At 70.1% G+C, this 22,797-nt stretch carries 14 protein-coding genes; 8 read left to right on the forward strand and 6 right to left on the reverse strand.

All coding sequences use genetic code 11. From position 1 onward, the window contains the following. The first annotated feature begins 1 nt into the window (after position 1). The 6 genes from ACTWPT_RS32095 (at position 2) to ACTWPT_RS32120 (ending at position 11,820) form a co-directional block, all read left to right on the forward strand. Positions 2 to 1,909, forward strand: coding sequence for a hypothetical protein (locus ACTWPT_RS32095; RefSeq protein ID WP_443181238.1), 1,908 nt, complete (start codon positions 2 to 4; stop codon positions 1,907 to 1,909). Positions 1,910 to 1,972: 63 nt separating this feature from the next. Beyond that, positions 1,973 to 2,740, forward strand: a complete 768-nt coding sequence (locus tag ACTWPT_RS32100; RefSeq protein ID WP_443181239.1) for a hypothetical protein — start codon at positions 1,973 to 1,975, stop codon at positions 2,738 to 2,740. After that, positions 2,737 to 4,554: a right-handed parallel beta-helix repeat-containing protein gene (locus tag ACTWPT_RS32105; RefSeq protein ID WP_443181240.1), complete on the forward strand. Its 1,818-nt coding sequence runs from the start codon at positions 2,737 to 2,739 to the stop codon at positions 4,552 to 4,554. Before ACTWPT_RS32100 ends, ACTWPT_RS32105 begins: the two co-directional genes overlap by 4 nt. Continuing rightward, positions 4,551 to 6,332 carry a right-handed parallel beta-helix repeat-containing protein gene (locus tag ACTWPT_RS32110; protein ID WP_443181241.1) on the forward strand — a complete coding sequence of 594 codons (1,782 nt, stop codon included), beginning with the start codon at positions 4,551 to 4,553 and terminating at the stop codon, positions 6,330 to 6,332. Before ACTWPT_RS32105 ends, ACTWPT_RS32110 begins: the two co-directional genes overlap by 4 nt. A gap of 159 nt (positions 6,333 to 6,491) precedes the next feature. After that, positions 6,492 to 9,431 carry a glycosyl hydrolase gene (locus ACTWPT_RS32115; RefSeq protein ID WP_443181242.1) on the forward strand — a complete coding sequence of 980 codons (2,940 nt, stop codon included), beginning with the start codon at positions 6,492 to 6,494 and terminating at the stop codon, positions 9,429 to 9,431. A gap of 97 nt (positions 9,432 to 9,528) precedes the next feature. Beyond that, positions 9,529 to 11,820, forward strand: coding sequence for a hypothetical protein (locus tag ACTWPT_RS32120; RefSeq protein ID WP_443181243.1), 2,292 nt, complete (start codon positions 9,529 to 9,531; stop codon positions 11,818 to 11,820). Here ACTWPT_RS32120 and ACTWPT_RS32125 read toward each other — a convergent pair. From ACTWPT_RS32125 to ACTWPT_RS32145, 5 genes are all read right to left on the reverse strand, one after another. After that, entirely contained in the window at positions 11,817 to 14,063 is a 2,247-nt protein-coding gene (locus ACTWPT_RS32125) for a BTAD domain-containing putative transcriptional regulator (protein WP_443181244.1), read from the reverse strand. The two genes, ACTWPT_RS32120 and ACTWPT_RS32125, sit on opposite strands and share 4 nt — an antisense overlap. 176 nt (positions 14,064 to 14,239) lie before the next feature. Then, positions 14,240 to 15,304: a hypothetical protein gene (locus ACTWPT_RS32130; protein ID WP_443181245.1), complete on the reverse strand. Its 1,065-nt coding sequence runs from the start codon at positions 15,302 to 15,304 to the stop codon at positions 14,240 to 14,242. Between the two features lie 96 nt (positions 15,305 to 15,400). Then, entirely contained in the window at positions 15,401 to 18,331 is a 2,931-nt protein-coding gene (locus ACTWPT_RS32135) for a BTAD domain-containing putative transcriptional regulator (RefSeq protein WP_443181246.1), read from the reverse strand. A gap of 144 nt (positions 18,332 to 18,475) precedes the next feature. Continuing rightward, positions 18,476 to 18,883: a hypothetical protein gene (locus ACTWPT_RS32140; protein ID WP_443181247.1), complete on the reverse strand. Its 408-nt coding sequence runs from the start codon at positions 18,881 to 18,883 to the stop codon at positions 18,476 to 18,478. Between the two features lie 24 nt (positions 18,884 to 18,907). Next, positions 18,908 to 19,441, reverse strand: coding sequence for a hypothetical protein (locus ACTWPT_RS32145; protein ID WP_443181248.1), 534 nt, complete (start codon positions 19,439 to 19,441; stop codon positions 18,908 to 18,910). Between the two features lie 235 nt (positions 19,442 to 19,676). Between ACTWPT_RS32145 and ACTWPT_RS32150 the strand changes: the two genes are divergently transcribed. Together ACTWPT_RS32150 and ACTWPT_RS32155 are read left to right on the forward strand one after the other, a co-directional pair. After that, positions 19,677 to 19,886 (forward strand): hypothetical protein, encoded by a 210-nt coding sequence (locus tag ACTWPT_RS32150; protein WP_443181249.1) that lies wholly within the window; start codon positions 19,677 to 19,679, stop codon positions 19,884 to 19,886. 60 nt (positions 19,887 to 19,946) lie between these two features. Next, on the forward strand, positions 19,947 to 21,395 hold the full coding sequence (locus ACTWPT_RS32155; RefSeq protein WP_443181250.1) for a serine/threonine-protein kinase: 1,449 nt from the start codon (positions 19,947 to 19,949) through the stop codon (positions 21,393 to 21,395). Between the two features lie 519 nt (positions 21,396 to 21,914). Here ACTWPT_RS32155 and ACTWPT_RS32160 read toward each other — a convergent pair. After that, positions 21,915 to 22,670 (reverse strand): DUF998 domain-containing protein, encoded by a 756-nt coding sequence (locus tag ACTWPT_RS32160; RefSeq protein WP_443181251.1) that lies wholly within the window; start codon positions 22,668 to 22,670, stop codon positions 21,915 to 21,917. Positions 22,671 to 22,797: the final 127 nt, after the last annotated feature.

The raw sequence follows: 22,797 nt of genomic DNA on the forward strand, positions 1-22,797 counted from the left end.
GATGCGGGAAATCCACGCGACCGTCCCGCTCGGCGAGCCGCCGGCCTGGGCGGTGCTCGAGCGCAGGCTGTTCGACACGCTCGACGAGGCCTGGCGGGCCTTCGCGGCCCGCTACTGCGGGCCCGACGGGCGGCTCATCTACCACGGCCCCGCCGCCGACAGGGACGGCGCCGACGACTTCTACGAGGCGTTCTTCAACTGGCCGGCGCTCTACCAGCTGGGCGGTGCCGACGACCTGCTCGACCAGGCCAAGCACCACTGGGAGGGCGTCACCGCGCAGCTCACGGAGCTGGGCTACCTGGTGGACGAGTTCGAGCGCGGCTACGACTGGTTCCACCAGGGCGAGTCGCTGCTGCTGCTCTACGGCATCTGCGCCGCCGACCCGCGCGACGAACGTTTCCGCGACCGTGCGTACCGCTTCGCCGACCTGTACCTGCCCGGCTCGGCGAACTACGACGCCGAGCACGACATCATCCGCGCTCCGCACAACGGCGCCGGCGGCCCCCGCTACGGACTGCAGTGGGAATGGGCGTCCTACCACACGGACCTGGTCAGCATGCGGCCGTACGGGCTGCCGTTACGCGACCTGCCGGGCATCACCGAGTGGAAGGACCTCGGTGACCCGCACAACGCCGCTCGCATGGGCGCGGCGATGAGCGAGCGCCTCGGCCGCGGTGACGTGGCCGTCAACCTGGCCGCGACCAGCCTGGCCGTCAACGCCTGGCTGTACGAAGGCGACGATCGCTACCGCGACTGGGCCCTGCGGTACATCGGCGCCTGGCAGCGGCGGGCCACGGCCAACAACGGGATCCTGCCCGACAACGTGGGCCCGTCGGGCGTGGTCGGCGAGCTGCACGGCGGCCGCTGGTACGGCGGCAACTACGGCTGGCAGTGGCCGCACGGCCTCTACAGCGTGGGCGCCGCCGCCGCGATCGCCGCGGTGAACGCGCACCTGCTGACCGGCGACGACGACGCGCTGGCCATCGGCCGTGACTCCCTGGAGACCGTGTACGGCCGAGCGATCCAGGCCAGCGTCACCGAGACCGACATGAGCATCAGCGACCGCTGGCTGGCCGAGCTGGGCGACGAGGCGGGCAAGCCGACCATGCTGGTGCCCAACCGGCACGACGACCAGGGCTGGTTCGACTTCCAGCCGCCGCAGCTGGGCCTGCCGGTCTGGCTCTGGCACGCCTCGCTGGGGCGCGGGGACGCCGCCAGGATCGACCGGCTGCGGGCCGCCGCCGGCTACGACTGGGCCACGGTGCGGCCGTTCCGTAACAAGGAGGAGGCCGGGCACGAGGCGCCCTGGCTGGAGTTCCTGCGCGGCGCCAACCCCGGCTTCCCCGAAGCGATGCTGACCACCGCGCTCGGGCAGGTGCGGCGGCGGATGGCACTCATCGAGGCCGACGCCGCCGACCCGGCCGCCATCCATGTGCACCACTGGCAGCGGCTCAACCCGGTGGTCACCGAGGCGCTACTGCAGCTGGTCACCGGCACCCCGCAGGTGCTCTACAACGGCGGACTGCTGCCTGCCCGGCTGGCGTACTTCGACGCCGACCGCCACCGCCCGGGCCTGCCGCCGGACGTGGCCGCGCTGGTCGACTCGGTACGGCCCGGCGGCGTCCGCGTCGAGCTGGCCAACCTGGGCCTGACCCGCACCCGCCGGGTGGTGGTGCAGGGGGGCGCGTTCGGCGAGCACCGCATCGACCACGTGATCGCCTCCCAGTCCGGCGACGGCGACTACCCGGGCGACCCGCGTTCCTACACCTCTCCCCCGATCACCGAGACCGAGCGGGAGGTGACGGTGGGCGGGCCGCGGCTGCTCGTGGAGCTGCCGCCCGGCCGCCGCATCCGGCTCGACCTGCACACGACCGCGCGCGTCCGCACGCCGTCGCACCAGCACTACTGAGCCCGCCCGCACTACTGAGTCGCACCCGCACTAGTGAGTCGCACAGCACTACTGAGGAGATACATGGACGACGCCATCTGGGATCTGCCTGTTCGCGGGTCGCTGCCCGCCGAGCCCGATCCCGCCCTCGTGGAGGGGCTGTCACGGATCAGCTCGGCCACCGCCTGCGCCAAGCTGCACGCCCAGGGCATCCGGCGGACCTTCATCGAGGGACCGCGTCCCCTCGCCCCAGGCCAGAAGATCGCCGGCCGGGTCCGCACTCTGCAGTTCATGCCGCAGCGCGAGGACATCGCCTCCGGGCTCGGCCAGGAGTACGTGGAGCGGCACACCGCGCTGTGGGCCGTGCTGGAGCGGATCGAGCCCGGCGACGTGCTGGTCGTGCAGGCGTATGGCAGCGCGTACACCGGCTGCTTCGGCGACATGCTGGTGCGCTACTTCAAGCGCAAGGGCGGCGCGGGCATCGTCGTGGACGGCCGGATCAGGGACCTGCCCCGGGTGCGCGGGCTGAACGTGCCGATCTGGTGCACGGGAGCCACGCCGCACTACGCCTCGCAGGCCGAGTTGTTCCCGTGGGCGTACGACGTGCCCGTGGCGGTCGGCGGGACGCTCGCGCTGCCCGGCGACCTGGTCGTGGCCGACGACGACGGACCCGTCGTGGTGCCGCGCCGGCGTGCCCAGTCGGTGTTGGAGGCGGCGGCCGACCACGAGCAGTGGGAGCGCTACAGCCGGGCCCGCATCGAGGAGGGCGGCGCCCTGTCGGACTACTACCCACTCACCCCCGAGACCCGCGCCGAGTACGAGCGGTGGCGGGAAGTTAAGGAGAGCCAGTGATCCTCAGGTCCTTGGGCGCGATCGTCTTACTCCTGGGTGGGGTGACGACCCCCACGCCGGCGGCCAGGCCCTCGTGCGACTATTACGTCTCCCCCGCGGGAAGCGAGCGGGGCGACGGCAGCGCCCAGCGCCCGTGGCAGTCCGTCGAGCAGGCCCGCGACGAGCTGCGCACGATGAAGCGGCAGCAGAAGTGCGACATCGTCGTCAACCTCAAGGCCGGCGACTACGTCGTGGACAAGACCATCACCTTCACCGAGGCAGACTCCGGCGAGAACGGCCACAAGATCATCTACCGGAGCGCCGACGGCCCCGGCAAGGCCCGCCTGCTCGGCGCCAAGCCTCTGACCGGCTGGCAGAAGCACACCGACACCATCTACAAGACCAAGATCGACCGGGCCTTCTACACACTCTTCGAGGACGGCAAGCGCGCCACGACCGCCCGTCACCCGAACCGGACGAGCGACGACCTCTGGTCGCCTTACCTGTTCTCCGTGCTGGGCGAGCCGGAGAAGGAGGCGGTGCGCCAGTGGTTGTACTTCAAGCCGGAGGACGTGCCGAAGGAGTGGGACGCCGACTTCGACCGCAACTCCCAGATCGTGGTCTGGTCGGGCGGTTCATGGAGCTGGTTCACCGACACCGTGCCGCTGGGCGGCGCCGACTTCCGCAAGAACTTCTTCACGCTCAACCACTGGGCCCGCTACTCGTTCGTCAACAGCCGCAGCGGCTCGCGGTACTTCCTGCAGAACACGCTGCGCTTCCTGGACCAGCCGGGCGAGTACTACTTCGACTTCGCGAACAGCGAGGTGTACTACTGGCCGCGTACCTCGATCGACAAGGTCATGGCCCCCACCGTGAAGACCATCATCTCGCTGGCCGGGTCCTCCCCCGACCGGCGCGTGCAGAACGTCGCCTTCGACGGGCTGGCGTTGCAGTACTCCGACTTCGTGGACTGGTATCGGGCCGGGTGGATCAGCGAGGGCGACTCCGGCTACGAGCACAAGTATCCGGTCTACGACCGGCAGATCGAGATGCCGCGCAATCGGTTCGGCATGATCACGCTGACCAACACCAGGGACATCGACCTGACCAGGCTGCGGCTGTCCGACAGCGGCTTCATGGGCGTCTACATGTTGTTCGCGAACGAGCGCGTCAAGGTGTCCGACAGCCTGCTGGAGAACATCGGCGCCGACGGCATCAAGGTCGAGGGCGGATATCCGGGCGAGGGCGACATTTCCGGACAACACACGATCTCCAATAACTACATCTCCCACGTCGGCGAGTTGGTCCCCGGCGACGCGGCCGGCATCGAGCTGCTGAGCACCGGCAACAACGTGGTCAGCAACATCGTCGTCAAGCACAGCGCCCGCTACGGCATCAGCCTCGAGGTCCGTCCCGAGGTCAAGGACGAGGACAACTACGCGCGCAACAACCGGTTCTCCTACATCCGCATCGAGGAGGCGGGGCTGGACAGCGGGGACATGGGCGCCTTCTACACCTACGGCGTCTCCAACTCCGATCCGCACCCGATCGACAACCACGTCTCGCAGATGGTGATCGGCGACGTCATCAACGACCCCGGCGGCGCGATGCCGGACAGCGGGACCCGCGGGGTGCACATGGACGCCGGCGGCTGCGGGTTCTCGTTCGAGAACATCGAGGTCGGCAAGGTCAGCGACGACAAGTACCAGAGCTACCAGTGCAACGAGGTCAAGAACGCCAACTGGGCCGCCGGCTTCGACGCCTCGAAGATGGAGTACGACAAGATCGGCGTGACGAGCGCGTTCCCGTACCCTCTTCCTGGAGCGGCACAATGAAGGCCCTGGGCGGGGTGGCGGTGCTGCTGGCGGCGCTCGTCGTCACTCCCGCGGCCGACGCGGCGGCGCCCTGCAAGCCCATCGAGTTCCACGTCTCGCCGTCCGGGAGCGACCGCGGCGACGGCAGTGCCCAACGGCCGTGGAAGTCCGTCGAGCAGGCCCGTGACCAGCTGCGGACGAAGAAACGGCAGCAGAACTGCGACATCGTGGTCAACCTCAAGGCCGGCGACTACGTGGTGGACAAGACCATCGCGTTCGCCGAGGCCGACTCGGGTGAGAACGGCCACAAGATCATCTATCGGAGCGCGGACGGCCCCGGCAAGGCCCGCCTGCTCGGCGCCAAGCCGGTCACCGGCTGGCAGAAGCACAACGACACCATCTACAAGGCCAAGGTGGACCGGAGCTTCTACACGCTCTTCGAGGACGGCAAGCGCGCCACCACGGCCCGCTACCCGAACCGCAGGTCCGACGAGGAGTGGGCGCCGTACCTCACCTCCGTGCTCAAGGAGCCGGAGAAGGAGGCCGTACAGCAGTGGATCTACTCCAACCCCGGCGACTGGGACAAGAGCTGGGACGTCAGCAACGCTCAGGTAGTGGTCTGGTCGGGCGGCTCGTGGAGCTGGTTCACCGACACCGTCCCCATCAAGAACCCGTCGTGGAACGACGACCAGATCACCCTCGCCCACTGGACGCGGTACGCCATGGTCAACAGCCGCGGCGGCTCCCGCTACTTCCTGCAGAACTCGCTGGACTTCCTCGACCAGCCCGGCGAGTACTACCTGGACTTCGCCAAGGGCGAGCTGTACTACTGGCCGCGCACCTCGATCGACAAGGTCATGGCCCCGACCGTGAAGACGCTGATCTCACTGAGCGGGAGCAGGAACCTGGCCTTCGACGGCCTGGCGCTGCAGTACAGCGACTTCGTCGGCTGGTACAGGAACGGCTGGATCAGCGCCGGCGACGCCGGCGAGCCGCACAAGTACCCGCAGTACGACCGGCAGATCGAGATGCCGCGCAACCGGTTCGGCGCGGTCACGCTCACCAACACCCGCGACATCGACCTGACCAGGCTGCACATCGCCGACACCGGCTTCACGGCGGTATACCTGCTGTTCGCCAACGAGCGGGTCAGGGTGTCCGACAGCCTGCTGGAGAACATCGGCGCCGACGGCATCAAGGTCGAGGGCGGCTACCCCGGTGAAGGCGATATCTCCGGACAGCACACCTTCACGAATAACTACATCCATCACATCGGCGAACTGGTGCCGGGTGACGCGGCCGGGGTCGAGCTCATGAACACCGGCAACAACGAGGTCAGCCACACTGTCGTCAAGCACAGCGCCCGGTACGGCATCAGCCTCGAGGTCCGCCCCGAGGTCGCCGACGGCGACGGGTACGCGCACGGCAACGTGTTCAAGTACCTCCGCATCGAGCAGGCGGGGCTGGACAGCGGCGACATGGGGGCGTTCTACACCTACGGCGTCTCCAACCTCGACCCGCACCCGATCACCAACCACGTGTCGCAGGTCGTGATCGGGGACGTCATCCCGGACACCTCCATGCCCGACAGCGGCACCCGCGGGGTGCACATGGACGCCGGCGGCTGCGGGTTCTCGTTCGAGAACATCGAGGTCGGCAAGGTGACCGACGACAAGTACCAGAGCTACCAGTGCAACGAGGTCAAGAACGCCAACTGGGCGGCCGGCTTCGACGCCACCAAAATGGAGTACGACAAGATCGGCGTGACCAACGCCTTCCCCTATCCGATCCCCGACTAGCCACCCGAGGACGAGGCGCCGCGCCCACCGGCCCGGCGCCCCGGCCACCAGGCCGAGGAGCCCGACACCCATCTACCAGGCGGATGGGCCGGGTCCCCGCCGCTCCACTCGATACCCCGCACGCGCGCCATCCCCACCGCCTGCAATCCAGGGAGCATCGTGGACGATCTCACCCGCCGTGGTTTCCTCCTCCTGGGCGCCACCGCCACACTCGCCGTCGCCGACTCCCCCGCGGCCGCCACCGCAGCACGGGCGGGTCTCTGGACCGGCACCGCCGCGGACCCTGGAGCCGGCTGGTTCGCCCAGCCACGGCGGGCCGTACGGCCCATGGTGCGGTGGTGGTGGCCGGACGCCCACGTCGACCCCGCCGAGATCCGGCGGGAGGTCGACCAGCTCGCCGACGCCGGGTTCGGCGGCGCGGAGATCGCGGCGGTGCACCACAGCATCCGCGACAAGTCCGTGCTCGACCCGGCCAGGCACGGCTGGGGCACACCCGCATGGAACGCCGGCGTCGAGGCCGCGCTCGACCAGGCGGCCAGGCGCGGCCTCACGATCGACCTCACCATCGGCCCGTCCTGGCCGGCGGCCGTCCCCACGATCACGCCCGAGAGTGAGGCGGCGGTCAAGGAGCTGGCCTACGGCTCGGTCACGGTGTCGGGCGGCGCCACGTACGCGGGCGAGGCGCCGCCTCCTGCCGTGGCCGGGCATCCGGCGCGCAAGCTTCTCCTCGTCCAGGCGGCCAGGATCGAGCCGGCGAACTCCACCCGCGACGAGACCGGCCTCGACCCCGCCTCCGTGGTCGAGGTGACCGTGGACGGCGGGCAGGTCAGCTGGACCGCGCCGGCCGATGGCGAGTGGATGCTGATCGCCTATTGGGAGCGCGGGTCGGGGCAGCGTCCGGAGTCCGGGCCGCACACCGCGCCGGAAGCGTACGTGGTGGACCACTTCAGCCAGTCGGGCACCCAGGCGGTCATCGACTACTGGGAGTCCACGCTGCTCACCCCTGCCGTCCGGAGGCTGCTGAAACGTTCGGGCGGCGCGTTGTTCGAGGACTCCATCGAGATCGAGACCGACGCCCTGCCGTGGACGCCCGGGCTGCTCGCCGAATTCGAGCGGCGCCGGGGCTACGATCTGGCGCCCTTCCTGCCGGTGATCGTGCTCGCGAGCGAGGACCCGGTCTTCTCGTACGGGGCCGTGCTGACCAGGCACGCGCGCAAGGACTACTGGGACACGGTCTCCGAGCTGTTCAACGAGAACCATTTCACGATGCTGCGCGACTGGGCCCACTCGATCGGGCTGGAGCTGCGGGCGCAGCCGTACGGGCTGCAGACGGACGCCATCGCCGCGGCGGCGATCATCGACGTGCCCGAGGGCGAATCGCTCGGGTTCAAGAACCTCGACGACTACCGGTGCCTGGCGGGCGGCCGGGACCTCGCCGGGCGGGAGGTGATGTCCTGCGAGGCAGGGGCGTACCAGGGCGGGGCGTACACCACCACCTGGAAGAAGCTGCTGCGCACCATGGGCGGCGCGTACGCGGCGGGGCTCAACCAGACCGTGCTGCACGGTTTCTCCTACGCCGACGCACCCGGCGCGGCCTGGCCCGGTTTCGCGGCCTTCACCCCGTACAACGGGACGGCGGGCTATGCGGAGTCCTGGGGACCGCGCCAGCCGACCTGGCGCCACATGGCCGACCTATCTGGATATTTCGCCCGAGTGCATGCCGTCATGCGGGCGGGCACGCCCCGCGCCGACGTGGCGGTCCTGCGGCAGACCGGTTACACAAAGACTGGCATCGGCGCCTCCTGGTTCACCGCGAGCGGCGTGCCTCTCGGCTGGACCCACCAGTTCATCAGCGCTCCCCTGCTCGGCCTGCCCGCCGCCAAGGTCGCGCGCGGGCGGCTGGCGCCGGACGGGCCGGCGTACAAGGCGTTGTTCGTCGAGGGCGACAAGTTCTACGCGGGCGAACGCACGATGACCGTCGACGTGGCGCGACGGCTCCTGGAGTATGCGGGGGCGGGACTGCCCATCGTGCTACAGGGCGACTGGCGGGCCGCCTCGGTGCCCGGCGTTGCCCAGGCCAGCGAGAACGAGCAGCTCAGGACCCTGATCGGTGAGTTGCTGAGCCGGCCGTCCGTGCGCATGGTCGCCACCCAGGCCGACGTCCCCGCCGCGCTCGACGCGCTCGGTGTGCGCCCCGACGTCCGGTACGCCACCGCGTCCACCCTTCTCACGGCCCGCCGCGTAGCCGGCGACGTCGACTACTACTACCTGTGCAACGGCAAACACGTCGAGAATCCCAAGCCGCCTCTGGCCCCCATCGACCACGACGTCACGCTGGCCCGCACGGCCCGGGACGGGGTGCCGTACCTGCTGGACCCGTGGACGGGGCGGGTCCAGCGGGCGGCGCTCTACACGGCGGACGGCGTGGGGATCCGGCTGCGGGTGGCGCTGCGGCCGGGCGAGTCGATGGTCGTGGCCATCGGCCGTCCCGGCCTGTTCGGGACCTCGGCGCGGACGGCGCCGCACGTGGTCGCGACGGACGCCGACCTGGTCAGGTACGACGGGGGCACTCTGGTGGTGCGCGCCTCCCGCGCGGGGACGTACACGACCACGCTGTCCGACGGCCGGACCGTCACCTCCGTCCTCGGGCCGGTGCCCGAGCCGGTGGTGCTGTCGTCGTGGCGCTTGGAGGTGGCGGACTGGCGGCCCGAGGGCACGGTCACGCAGCGGGTGGATCTCGACCGGCTCATGCCCTGGTCGGACATTCCCGAGCTGGCTGACGTGTCAGGTATCGGCGTCTACACCACAGACGTCCATGTGGACGGCGGGGCCTATCTGGAGCTCGGCGAGGTGACCGACACCTGCCGGGTGCTCGTGAACGGCCGCCGCCTGGACCCCGTGAACCAGCTCAATCCGGTCGTCGACCTCGGGCGCGGCGTCAAGACTCTTCAGGTGGAGGTGGCGACGCCGCTCGGCAACCGGCTCAGGGTGGCGGATCCGGCGGTGTACGGCGGGCTGGCCCGCCAGCCGTACGGGCTACTCGGGCCCGTACGGCTCGTGCCGTATGGGGAGGCCCGCGTACGCGAAGCCGGGCCGTGAGCCGGGTCGCGGCGGACACTCGTCGCCTACCCGGGGCCCGGTCCACCACGCCCCCGGCGCTTAGCGAGTCGTTAGCGCTGCCTGGCAGGGTCGGCGGGTGATATATACGCGGATCCTCGCCCGCGCGGGCACGGCGTTAGCCCTGGTCATGCCGCTCTGCACCGGGACGGTGGCGGCGTCGGCCGCGGCAGGCGAGACAATCTTCACGGAGCATTTCAGCAACCCCGCGGGCGGACTGCCGCCCGGATGGACCGGCAGCGGCAAGATCGTCACCGACACCGGATACGGCGAGCCGCGATCGCTGCGCATCGACGACACCTCGACCACCGCCTACGCAGGCGCGCGGAGCAAGCTGATCGCGGTCAAGCCCGAGTCCTACTACGACCTGACCCTGTACACCCACACCGACCACGCCGGCGACGGCGGTGTCATCCGGGTCATCGTCGAGCAGTTCGCCACCACGCCGAGCCAGCCGGTGGGCGACCGCATCGGACTGCGATGGCTGGACATCCCGGCGACCCGGACCTGGCGGCTCAACACGCTGAACTTCACCACCGCCGGCCGCGCCGCCTCGATCAGGATCGGACTGTACCCGGCCTACGTCGGGGTTGAGCATCAGGGCCGGGCCTGGTTCGACGAGCCGACGGTCACGACGGCCGCGAGCGCGACTGACCCGTTGCTGGACGCGACCGGCGACCGCGTGGCCGTCTCCTCGGTGGTCGACGACCCCCAGCCGCTGTCCCCCGGGATCTTCTGGAAGAGGATGCCCGAGGCCCCGGCCGACCCGGCGGTCAGCGAACGGTCGCTGTGGTCCTATCCGCTGCTGCGCCGTCACTTCCTGGCCCTGAACCTGGCCATGCCCCGGGTGGTCAAGGCCGCACACGACACCATGGAAGCCAACGCGCTGGACACATCGAAGTACGTCCAGGCGCCCAAAACCGGCGAAGTGATCACACCAGAGGCGCAGCGCGTGGTCGCCGAGGACATCAGATACCGCCCGATCGTCAGCCCGCACCCGTACAACACCGGAAAATACACCCCGGTCTACTATCCGCGCCGGATGCAGGACTACCTCGCCGACGACGTGGAGGAGTCCCTGCTGCCCGTCATGACGCTGACCGGAGACCCCGCCTTCACCGCGCGAGCCGGGGAGCTTCTGGCGTTCCTGCGCTATTCGCAGTGGACGGCCGACGGCGACAACGACTTCAACCGGCTGGAATATCCGGCAGAGTTCACCGCCACCCCGGGCTACCGGGGCGGCTGGGACTCGATGTTCAACTGGAGGTGGCTGGACGCCTACGGCTACACCTGGAAGCTGCACGAGCCCGACCACCACGTCAACGCCGATGTCGCCAAGGCGATGGTGCGCGCCTTCGAGCTCACCGGCGATCGGACCGGGCTGGACGCCGCCACCGAGTTCGTGAACCACCAGATCCCGCGCTACGGCTGGCACACCGGCTTGTGGCAGGGCAAGCGCTACTACTGGACCGAGTACAACCCCTCGGGCGGGACCAACCCCAAGCTGGACGCCACCGACAACGTCCAGGCGTTGGTCGCGCGGGCCGCGGCCATGGTGGGTTACCACCGGCAGGACCGGCGAATGCTGGAGTACGCCCGCGGCCTGCTGTGGTACTGCGTCCGCGAGTGGGTCTCCGACGGGCGCTGGTACTACGACGGCGCGGAGAACCCGATGAACCAGCGCGCCTCCGTCTCCCACGACATGGCGGTGCTGATCCCGTTGCTCGACACCACCGCCTACCTGCTCAAGGCCGGCATAGGACTGGACGACGCACTGCCGGCGCTGACCCGGGCGTATGAGTACTACCAGGAGCCGCGAGTGCACGAGGTCGGCAAGCCGCCGTTCCGGGCGGCGCCGTTCAACCGGATCCACGACGGGCAGGGCGCCAAGCTCGCCCCGGAGTGGGACGGCGAGGCCTGGAAGGTGACCGCCTTCTTCACCGCGAACCGGGCCGGCACCGGGCTGACGGTCGCCGACATCCCGCCGACGCTGTCTCCGGCCGGGTCCCTCACCGGGGAATTCCCGGTAACGGTGACCAAGCTGATCCCACCGCAGAGCGCCACCGGCGAGTGGACCGCCGAAGAGCACACCTTCACCACCACCCCCGACCAGTTGCGGGCCGGGGTGGCCACCGGGCTCAGCGTCCAGCCGGGCGATCTGTTCCGGCTGAGTTATCTGGTGCCAGGCGAGCCTGGTTCGTGGATCTCGATTCCGACCGCGGCGTTCAGCTTCCAGCTCGGCGGCGAGACGCGCACCGTGCGGACCACTGTGCCCAGCCCGGCGTTCCCCACCGTGGTGACCGCGGACACCTACATCAGCATGGCGAGCAGGCTGTCGTTGCCCCGGCAGGCGTCCTTAGCGATTGGTTAGCGGCACTTCGTACGCTCACGCCGTCTCGAGTGATGAGAGGGCCTGAGCATGAGCACTTTCGGCAAACGAGGGTTAAGACATCTAGCGATCTTATCGGTGCCCGCGCGGTCCCCCGCCTGCTCCGCGGCCCGTAGGCCGTCGTGCAGGATCACGGTCAGCTCGTCATATCGTCCTCGGATGTCAAGATAGGTCGTGGCGCGTTGCGCCAGGGACCAGGCCACCTGCGGGAATCCCTGATCGGCTGCCTGCCGGACGGCCGCGCCGAGAAGGTGCGCCTCCTCGCCGAACCAGGTCATGGGGTCCAGCGCGGCGGCCTGACGCGTCGTGGCGGGGACCCGCCACTCCGGCTCCGGCTCGGGGTCGAGGCCGTACCAGTGCGGGAGGCGGGCGTCTGCGGCGGCGGCCACATCGTGCCAACCGTGTAGCGCCCTCCCCAACGCGGCCTGTCGTTCCTGCTCGGGCTCCTCCTGGACGGCGAGTTCGCGTGCGACGAGATAGACGAGGTCGTGCAGCCGGTAGCGGGGGCCCGTGATCCCTCTGCCCACGTGCTCGACCAGGTGGACCTCGACCAGGTCGTCGAGCAGCCGGTCGGCCGCCTCGCCTCCCCCGTCCAGCAGTGCGGCGGCGGTCCAGCCGGTGAATTCGGGGGTGGCCGGCAATCCGAGCCGGCGAAACAGCCTCCGCTGCCCAGTGCCGAGCTGCCGGTAGCTCAAGGCGATGCTGGCGCGTACCGCGACGTCGCCGGCCTCCAGCCAGTCGAGGCGGTCCCTGCCGAGTTGGGCGGCCAGGTCGGCGAGTCGTGTCCGCGGGCGGTGGCGCAGCCGGGCGGCCGCGACGCGCAGCGCCAACGGGAGCCCGCCGCAATGAGCCACGAGCTCGGCCGCCGCCTCCGGTTCGGCCTCGGCTCTGTCGTCGTCGAGCAGCCCGCGCAGCAGGTCCAGGCTCTCGTCGGTGCTGAGGACGTCCAGTGGCACGGGACGTACGTCCTCGATTCCGGCAAGGCGGCGGCGGCTGGTCAGCAGCACGGCGCAGCGGGGGTCCGCGGGCAGCAGAGGACGCAGTTGTCTCTCGTCGGCCACGTCGTCGAGCACCACCAGCACCCGCCGATCGCTGAGCACATCGCGGTACAACTCCGCCCGCTCATCGAGACCACGCGGCAAGTCCCCGGGAGCGATGCCCAGCGCGCGGAGAAAGCGCGCGAGCGCGGCGCCGGGATCCGTGGGGTGCGGAGACGTACCGTGCAGGCGGAGGTAGAGCTGCCCGCCCGGGTAACTGTCGCGCACAAGATGCGCCACGTGGACCGCGAAAGCGGACTTGCCCACTCCCCCGGCCCCGGTCACCGCGACGATCGGCGGCGCCGTCCGGTCCGCGCCGCCGGTGAGCACCTCCGCCGCCTCGGCGGCAAGCGCCTCCCTGCCGATGAAGGCGGCCGGCGCCGGCGGAAGGCGGCGCGGCACGCCCCGGCGGGACGGCCGTCCCTCGACGCTGGGCCGCAATCCGGCCTCGGCGCGCAGGATCCCCGCATGGATCGCCCGCAGCGCCTCGGACGGTTCGAGCCCCAGCTCCTCCACAAGCAGGTGGTGGCCCTGCCGGTAGACCTCCAGCGCCTCCGGTGCGCGTCCCGCGCGGGCCAGCGCCGTCATCAGGTGCCCCCGCAGGCTCTCGCGCAGCGGGTGCCGGGCGACCAGCGCACCCAGCTCATTGAGGAGCTCCACCGACCGGCCGAGTGCCAGGTCGGCGGCGATGCGCTCCTCGACGGCGGCAAGCCGCAGCTCGTCGATGCGGCCGGCGGCCTCCCGCACGGCGGACAGCCCGATGTCGGCGAACGGCTCCCCCCGCCACAGGCTCAGGGCCTGGCGTAACGTGGCCGCGCCCGCCTCGGTGCGTCCCGCGCCGATCAGCCGTCGCCCTGCGGCGACCTGCTCACGGAAGCGGTCGAGGTCGCGGGCACCAGGCGCGATGTCCAACAGGTAGCCGGGAGAACGCGTCTTGATGGCGTTCCTGCCAAGCCCGCGCCGGAGCCCGGAGAGGAGGCCCTGGAGCTGGACGCGGGCGGAGGGCGGCGGGCTTCCCTCCCACAGCCGGTCGATCAGCCCCTCCATGGAGATCACCTCGCCCGGTCGCAGGAGGAGCAGCGCCAGAACGGCCCGGGCCTGAGGTGGGCCGAGAGTGAGCGGCGTCCCGTCAAAGTCGACCTGCACCGGCCCGAGCACGCGGAAGAAGAACTGCGGCTGCTCCCCCATGGCGGAATCCTCCAGAGCTGCGAATCTCAGCCGAAATTCGATGCCCGAGCCCTGCGGATGTCAGAGTTTCGCCGCGTTCTCCTGCTTGACGTCAATCCGCATCGCGCCCGCCGGGCGACACGCCGTCATCATGATGGCGGCTCGCCGCCCATTCAAGGCGTCAGTGCGGCGACTGTTCAGAAGTTGTTCATCGCGATCGCGGTCGAGTACGGTCGCAGCGGCGCCGCCCCCACCGGACCGTGCACGAGCCCCGGCCGGTTGGGCGTGCCCGTCGTATGCGTGCGGACGTACCTGGCCTCGACCTTGACCACGAAGGTCCTGGTGCATCCGTTGCCCACCTGAACAGGCACGTTGTCGATGCGCCTGTTGACCTTCAAGTGATGGATCACGCCGGGAATCGAGATGCGGTCCTTGGCGGTCCGCACCGTCGTACAGGCCTTCCCATCCTTGTTGATCTGCATCACGACCAGCGTGGTCTCCACGACGAACGGATCCATGCCGCCGGAGCTGGAGCTGAACTGGGTGCCGTGGAAGGCGTCGATGCTGCGTGCCTTGGGGTCAGCGGTCCACTGCGCGCGCAGCACCGTCGCCGTCCTGCCACCGCATCCCGCCGCCTGCGACGGTGTGTTGCACAGATAGGCGTCCTTGCCCTGGTACCACTCGGCGGCGCCGGCCTCGTCCTGGTTGGCCATGCGCAACACGGTGGCGGCGGGGTCCTCAACGATGTTCATCCACCGCTCAGGGGACTTGATCATGCCTCCGCCCAGCCCCCACAGCACGCAGCTGTACGTGCCGTCTGCAGGCGGCTTGAACAGCCACAACACCGACACGGCCCGCTTGACCCCCGCCCCGCCCTCATGGTTGCGGGTGGTCATGGCCGACCTGCTCGGATACGCCTGGGTCGAGGTCGGCTCGCCGGCGGAGCAGGTGATCCACGCCGACTGCAGCATGTCCACCCGTGCGTCCTTGCCGACCGCCTCGCCGAACGCCTTGGCCCCCGTGTACATGGCGTAGAACAACTTGGGCCGCCCCTTGTGCAACCTCAGCCCGTCGAGCCGGAGCACGGGGTACGCCTTGCCGTCCGTCCCCAGCCGCTCGCGCAGGACCGTGTGCGTCTCCGTGTGCGGCCCGCTCGCGACGACACCTGCGGCTTCTTCGGCCGCGGCGGAAGGAGCCCCTGTCAATGCGAACAGCATGGTCGCGACCACGAAGGTCGCCGCCGGCTGGATCCGGTGACGCATGAACACTCCGAACTTCTAGAGATCGATGGAGCCGGGATTCCACATCCGGCCCGCCGCATAGGGGGCATCACGTTGCCACGAGGCGCTAAGGATCCGCTAAGCGCCTCCGATCGCATGGCATTCCTCGGCTCGGTAGAGCTCGGCGGCCTCGGCATCTCCAAGGTCGTCGCTGACGACGGCCAAGGCGCGCGTGGTGGCGTCGATCCTCGACGGCACGTTCAGCTGCCGCCAGATGGCGAGCGCCTCCAGGTAGGAGGCCATGGCTGCCTGATGGTCCCCACGGTCGTGGGCCAGCCGGGCGACCGTGGACAGCGCTCTCGCGACGTTCCATGGATTGTCCTGGGTACGCGCCTGCTCCAGCTCGGCGCGCGCCAGCCGCTCGGCCTCGTCGAATCTGCTGTTGGCCGCGTACACGAGCGCGATGTCGCTGCTGGCCAGGGCGTTCTCCCCCAGCTGGAACCTCCGTATGACCGCGCGGGCCCGAGCGATGCACTCCGCGGCATCGTGGAGCCGGCGCCGCTTGAAGTAGCTCAGCCCGAGGCTCTTCACCGTCCACAGCTCGGACATCCAGGCACCGCACGCCGCGAACGCCGCCCTGGCCTCCTCGAACAGCGGCAGATAGCCGCCGCTCAGCCCGGCGTTGCGCCGGGCGAAGATCAGGTCGTACGCGGCCCAGCCCACCGCCATCGGGTCGCCGCTCCGGCGCGCCTCCTCCAGCGCCTTGGTCCGCTCGGTCACCTCGGGATCGCCGGTGCGGCCTTCGTCGTCGAACACCGGCACCTCGCCGGGCGGCAGCTTGCCGTACGCCACCAGGGCCCGCTCGGCGTTGGCGAGGGCGGCGTCGTACCTGTCCCTGCTGCTTTCCACGTCGGCGAGCAGCCCAAGCATGCTGGCGCTGCCCAGCCGGTCCCCTGCCTGCTCGGCCGCTCGTAGACCGTCCCGTAGGACATCGAACCATTCGTCGTACCTGCCCCGGATGTCGAAGTAGGCGGAGACGCGCTGCGCCAGCGGCCACGCCACCTGCGGGAACCCCTCGTCGGCCGCCTGCCGCACGACACCGCCCAGCAGGTACGCCTCCTCATCGAACCAGGCCAGCGCGTTGGCCTCGACAGCGGCGCGGTTCGCCGCCGGAACGCGCCACCCCGGGGCCGGCGCCGGGTCAAGGTCGTACCAGTGCGGAAGCCTTCCGTCGGCGACCGCGGCCAGGTCGTGCCAGCCGTGCAGCACCCTGCCCAACGCGGCCCGCCGTTCGCCGGACGGCTCCTCCTCGGCGGCCAGCTCGCCGGCCGCCAGGTGGATGAGATCGTGCAGCTGGTAGCGAGGGCCGGTGACACCGTGGCGGGCGGGTTCGACCAGGTGGACAGCGACAAGCTCGTCGAGTAATCGTTCGGCCGCCCCCAGGTCAGTGTCCAACAGGGCCGCGGCCGTCCAGCCCTCGAACTCGGGCGTCGCCGACAGCCCGAGCCGGCGGAACAGCCGCCTCCTCTGCCCGTCGAGCTGGCTGTAGCTGAGCGCGATGCTGGCGCGGACCGCGACGTCACCGACCTCCAGCCAGTCCAGCCGGTCACGGCCGAGCCGGACAGCCAGGTCCGCGAGCGTCATCTCCGGGCGATGCCTCAGCCGCGCGGCGGCGATGCGCAGCGCGAGGGGCAGCCCTCCGCAGTAGGCGGCCAGCTCGCCGGCGGCCTCGGGCTCGGCGGCGACTCGGGCACCCCCGAGGACGCCACGCAGCAAGTCGATGCTCTCCCGCTCGTCCAGCAGGTCCAGCGGCACCGGCCGTACGTTCTCGATGCCCGCCAGTCTGCGGCGGCTGGTCACGAGAACGGCGCTGCGGGAATCAGCGGGGAGTAGGGGACGCAGCTGGCTCTCGTCGGCGACGTCATCCAGCACCAGCAGCAGCGAGCGGCCGCCGACCAGATTCCGGTAGAGCTCGGTCCGCTCGTCGAGCCCCGTCGGGACGGCGTCTACGGGCACGCCCAACGCGCGCAGCAGTCGCGCCAGCGCGACGGCAGGGCTGACGGGACGGGAGCGCGTTCCCTGCAGGTGGAGGTAGAGCTGCCCGTCCGGGTAGGCGTCGCGGATCTGAGTTGCGAGGTGAACCGCGAAGGCGGACTTGCCCACTCCTCCGGCCCCGGTCACGGCGATGACCAGCGGCACGGGCCGGGAACCTGCAGGTGTGAGCAGCTCGATCAGCTCTTGCGACAGCGCCTCCCGACCGACGAAGACGGACACATCAGGCGGCAGCGTATTCGGTGCCTGCAACCGTCGCGGCCGGCCCGCGGACGGGGACAGTCCCGGCTCCGCACGTAGAATCCCGGCGTGCACGGCGTGGAGCTCCGCGGAAGGTTTCACCCCCAGCTCATCCAGGAGCAGCTTGCGGCCCTGGTGGTAAATCTCCAGCGCCTCCGGCACTCGCCCGGAGCGCGCCAGCGCGGTCATCAGGTAGCCGCGCAGCCGCTCGCGGAGGGGATGACGCGCGACGAGATCGCCGAGTTCTTCGAGCAGTTCCGGCGAGCCGCCAAGCCTCAGGTCGGCATCGACACGGTCCTCGATCGCCGCCAGCCGCAGCTCGGCGAGCTGCTCAGCGGCCTCGCGGACGGCCGAGACGCGGATATCGGCGAACGGCTCTCCACGCCACAGGTCGAGCCCGGCACGCAACCTGGCCGCGCCCACCGCCACGTGTCCCTCGCCGATCAGCCGCCGGGCCTCGGCGACATGTTCCCTGAACAGGTCCAGGTCAACGGTGCCGAGTGGGATGTCCAGCAGATAGCCGGGCGCCCGGGTCACGATCAGCCCCTTCCCGAGCCTGCGGCGCAGGTCGGAGAGCAGCCCTTGCATCTGGACCCGCGCCGACGGCGGCGGCTGACCCTCCCACAGCTGGTCGGCAAGCTTGTCCATCGAGACGACGTCACGCGGCCGGAGCAGAAGCAGTGCCAGTACGGCGCGCGCCTGAGGCGGGCCCAGCGCCAGCGGCGTCCCTTCGACGTCGGCTTGTAAGGGCCCGAGAACACGGAACGACGGGCTCATGCTCCGGGAACTTACCACCGGCCTTACAGGGGTGAGGTTCGCCGGAAAGTACGGCCCGGCTGAGTAAAGCGAGAAGGTCGTCCGGTGTCTCTAGGGCGAGCTCATTGAAGTGCCGGTCAGCCCTCATGACCACCGCGCACACCGTCAGTCGAGCGACCGCCGCACGCGCCTGGCAGCCACGGTCAGCACGGTCAACCCGGCCAGCGCGAGCAGCGTGGTGAACATCCACTCCCCTGAGCCGCCCGGTCCGTAGACGCGGGTCTCGCGCCCCGTGTCCACGGCCTCGGTGGTCTGTCCGGCTGCGAGCACGTTGCGATCGCTGCCGTACAGCTCGACATCGCGCCGCAGGACCCGCCCGTCACCCGAGGCGAAGTCCCCGGCCCAGACGCAGGACTCGTGCCCAGGATGCTGGACGCACCGCAGCTGCTTGGCGGTGAACACCCCGCTCACTCCGTCGGCGCGCGCGGCCCGAATGGCCGGGCCGAGTGCGGGGACGGACACGAACAGCAACAACAGTCCTACAACGGCAAGCGCCACCGTGAACCCACTCAAACGCCGCTTCGTGACCGTCATGACCTAGTGTGCGAGCGCGCAAGTGCAGGAGGCCCCGGCCTGCTCGGCGGGGCGGCGGTGGAGCAGCATTGCCACCACCATCGGCGCGAAGACGAGGGCGTTGTAGAAGAGGTGCAGCTCCATCCTGGGCAGGACCAGTTGCAGAACGCTCGTCGGGACCGGACGGCCCATCAGGTGCAGGCCGCTGAGCTTCTGCACGAGCAGCAGCAGATGCTCCAGGTGGTGCCACACCTGGATGCCCAGAGAGATGTTCCACCATGTACGCGACCTGCCGGTGAAGCCCTTGCGCAACATGACCAGGCCTACAAGCATGAGCAGCGCGTACCCGTAGTGCATCCACTCCGAGGTCACCAGCCACGGTAACGGCATGCCGAGCACGCCCCGAGCCTCGCTCAGCGGCCAGCCCCAGGCGTAGACCTGCACGGCCTGCGCCACGTGCTCGGCCCAGTGGGCCACCACGATGACCATGAAGATCGTGAGCGCGGTCTTGTGATGGCGTCCGTTGAGAGTGGACGCGCTGATCGTCATCGTCGCCATTTCTCACCTCGTGTTTCTTGCGATGGAGCTGCCTGAAAGCCCTTCCCCCGCCAGGCCTTTCCCGCAGCAAGGAGCAGCACAGGCAAGATGATCTCGGATGGCACTAGCAAGCTGGTTGCAACGTCTTGCAGTTGACTGGTAGCGGGGCCACGCCCCGAGGGAGGCTTGCTGAGCAAGTTGCAGACGAACGGGTTCGCCAAGTGCGGCGGCGGCCCCGTCACGGTCGGCGAGCCGGGTGGCGACCGCTGCCACCGCCAGCCGCTCCGGTAGCACGGCGGCGAACTTCGGCATCTACAGCACCATCAGCGCCGACACCGAGGCCTGGGAGGCCCTGCCCCGTGGCTACCTGCTGCAGCACGGCCGGTTAACCAAGATCGATGTCCCGGGCGCGATGCGGCCGCAGCCCCCCGACATCGATAACAAGGGCGAGATCGTGGGCGAGTAACGCAGCGGCAAGGTCAATAAGATCGTTGCTGTTGTGATGATCCGGCGATCGGGAGCCTCGATGAGTGACCCCGGAGGCTTCGGCCCTCTGGCGATGGACGAGCGCGAGACGATCGGTCCCTACCGGATCGTGGGCCGCATGGGGGCCGGCGGTATGGGGGTGGTCTACGCGGGAATCGCGGCCGACGGCACGCGGGTCGCGGTCAAGGAGATCCATCCGGGGTTAGCAGCTGATCCCCACTTCCGCGCCCGCTTCGTCCGCGAGGTCGATCTCCTGTCCCGGGTGCGTGGACGTTGCACGGTCTCGGTGCTGGCCTCCGACACCGCCGCGATTCCTCCCTGGCTGGCAACCGAGTTCGTCCCCGGCGCGGCGCTCAATACATACGTGCAGGACAACGCGCCGCTGCGGCCACATGAGCTGCTCTCGTTCGGCATGGACATCGCCGAGGCTCTCACCGACATCCATCGGGCCGGCATCGTGCACCGCGACCTCAAGCCCGGGAACGTGATCCTCTCCTCCTCCGGCGCGAAGGTACTGGACTTCGGCATCGCCCGGGCCCTCGACGAGAGCGGGCTCACGGGCACCGGCGCGTTGATCGGGACGCCCGGCTGGATCAGTCCCGAGCAGTACCGGGGCGACCAGGCGGACGCCGCCGCCGACGTCTTCGCCTGGGGCGCGCTGATGGCGTACGCCTCGACGGGGCGCCCGCCGTTCGGCACCGGCGCCCCCGACGTCCTCGCCTACCGCGTCATGAGCGTCGACCCCGACCTGTCCGGGGTGCCCGCCCAGGTCCGCGACCTCGTACGAAGCGCGCTCGCCAAGGATCGGGCGGCCCGGCCCGCCGCGCACGAGCTGCTTGTCCGGGTCACCGCGCTCAGGGCAGGCACGACCCCCATGCAGGTGCCAGCGCGCGACAAGCGCCTGGCGGTGCCGCTGTGGCGGCCGGCCGCGGCCGTCATGGTGGCGGTCGTGGCCGTCGGCGCGGCGTTCGCGGTGAACTCGGCGAAAACGCCGCAAGTACTTCAGAGCCCGAGCGGCCCTCCCGCGTCCACGCTCGCGGAGAACCTGGAGCCGGACACGAGCGAGGACCCGGACGAGGAGACGACAGCGGGCGAGACCCCCGAGGAGACGCCCACCGCGAGGGAGGCGACAGAGGAGTCGCCCACCGCAAAGGAGAAGACGAGCGCCAGCCCGAGCGCTCGCCGCTCGGCCACCGGCGTGCCGTGCGTATCCAACGACTCGATACTCCGGCAGGCTGCCGCGCTGAACGGCGGCAGCCTGCCGGACGACGCTGTGGTCGCGCGCAAGATGTGCGTGGGCACCTGGGTCGCGGCCGAGCTCGACTCCCCAAGCGTCGGCGGGATCGACCTGATCGCGAAGCGGAACGCGACCCGATTCGTCGACGGTGCGATCGGCAGTTACTTCTGCTCGCTGGAGCAGCGGCCGGCGCTCCTCGCGAGCGCACCAGACGGCATCAAAACCTTCCTCTGCCCCAACGGCTTCGACTGACCCGGCCCTCTTCTGACGTCTTAGGGGCTTGAGCGTGATCTCCTTAGAGCCATGATCGAGAACAAGGAGGTGTGTGAGCTGCCACGTCCGTCCGTCCGGGGCAGTGGCCCACTCGTCGGCGGAACTGGCCGGAGATCCCGGCTTCAGCGAGGATCTTCGCCCTGGATCGTCAGGGGTGCCCATCCCCGGCCTGTTCGTCTGTGGCGAGATTGGTTCTGCTGACACGGGGGCTCACGGGGGGCGGTGCTGTGCGCGGTCGACCCGGAGACGACGACGGTCGTCTCATTCGCGTCAAGGAGCGCGGACCGGCGGCCGCGCAGCGCGGTCGCGAAGGACGGTGCCTGCCCCGACGCATCGGCACGACGTGCATCCAGCAGCTGACCTCAGCCGTCATATGATCTCTGCTGGCTCACCCGGATCGCCGTCGATCGAGCACTGGGGCGTTCGGGCATTCCGGTGCGCGTGAGCTGACGCGGGCGCGCATCCCAGCCGCCCACCCACACAGCTTGCGCTCGGCTTTTACTCCTCGCCGGGTCGGGTCAGCCGGCGCGCGGCCAGGAGCGACGTCCAAGTCAGGACGAGCGCGATCGCGACGGCGAAGGCGACATTGGCCGCCCGGTTGCCTGGCAGCGCGAAGGTCGTCATCCAGGTCCCCAGGAAGAGCACGCCGGTCACCGTGCTGAAGGCCGCCCAGCCGCGACGGCCGGCCGCGGCGAACCGCCGGGCGAACACGAAGCACGCGGCCATCAGCGCGAGGAAGGCGATCCCGGCGACGAGGAAGTGCACCATGCCGTGCCAGCTGATGCTCGTGGGCGGGCCGACCGGCGTACCCGGCGGGAAGCCGTCGACAGGATCGGCGGAGAAGACGGCCGCGGCGACCATCCCGATGCCGAAGACGCCGACCAGCCGCGGTCCCCAGGTGCCGCCCCGGCCCGCCACCGGACCCAGCACCCGGTGCAGCCCGATCGCGCACGCCACGAACAGCAGGCCGCTGACCGCGAAGTTGGCGATCTGGATCCATCCCTGGTCACCGTTACTCAGCATGCTGGCCGGGTGCCGGCTGATGTCGAACCCGTCCCTCGTGAGCATCTGCAGGACGACCACGCCGATGTAGAGCGGGCCCGCGACGATGCCGCAGGTCAGCAGCGTCCTCGTCGGCCCTGCGGCGGCACCGGGCGCCCTACGGGTGGCTGTGGTGATGTTCTCGGTCATTGGTTTGCCCTTCTCGTCCTGTTCGCGGCGCTCGCGCCGGCCGCGCGCGAGTTCGGTGGCCAACGCGTCCAGGCGCCGGCTCCAGCACCGACGTGAGCGCTCCAGCCAGATGTCGACCTCCCGCAGTGGCCCCGGGTCCGGCGTATCGCCGGGCGCCGAGCACGTCGAACGCGTGCATGGTCTCGAGAGT

Origin of the sequence: Nonomuraea sp. 3N208, assembly GCF_052245935.1 — a bacterium.
Lineage (GTDB): Bacteria > Actinomycetota > Actinomycetes > Streptosporangiales > Streptosporangiaceae > Nonomuraea.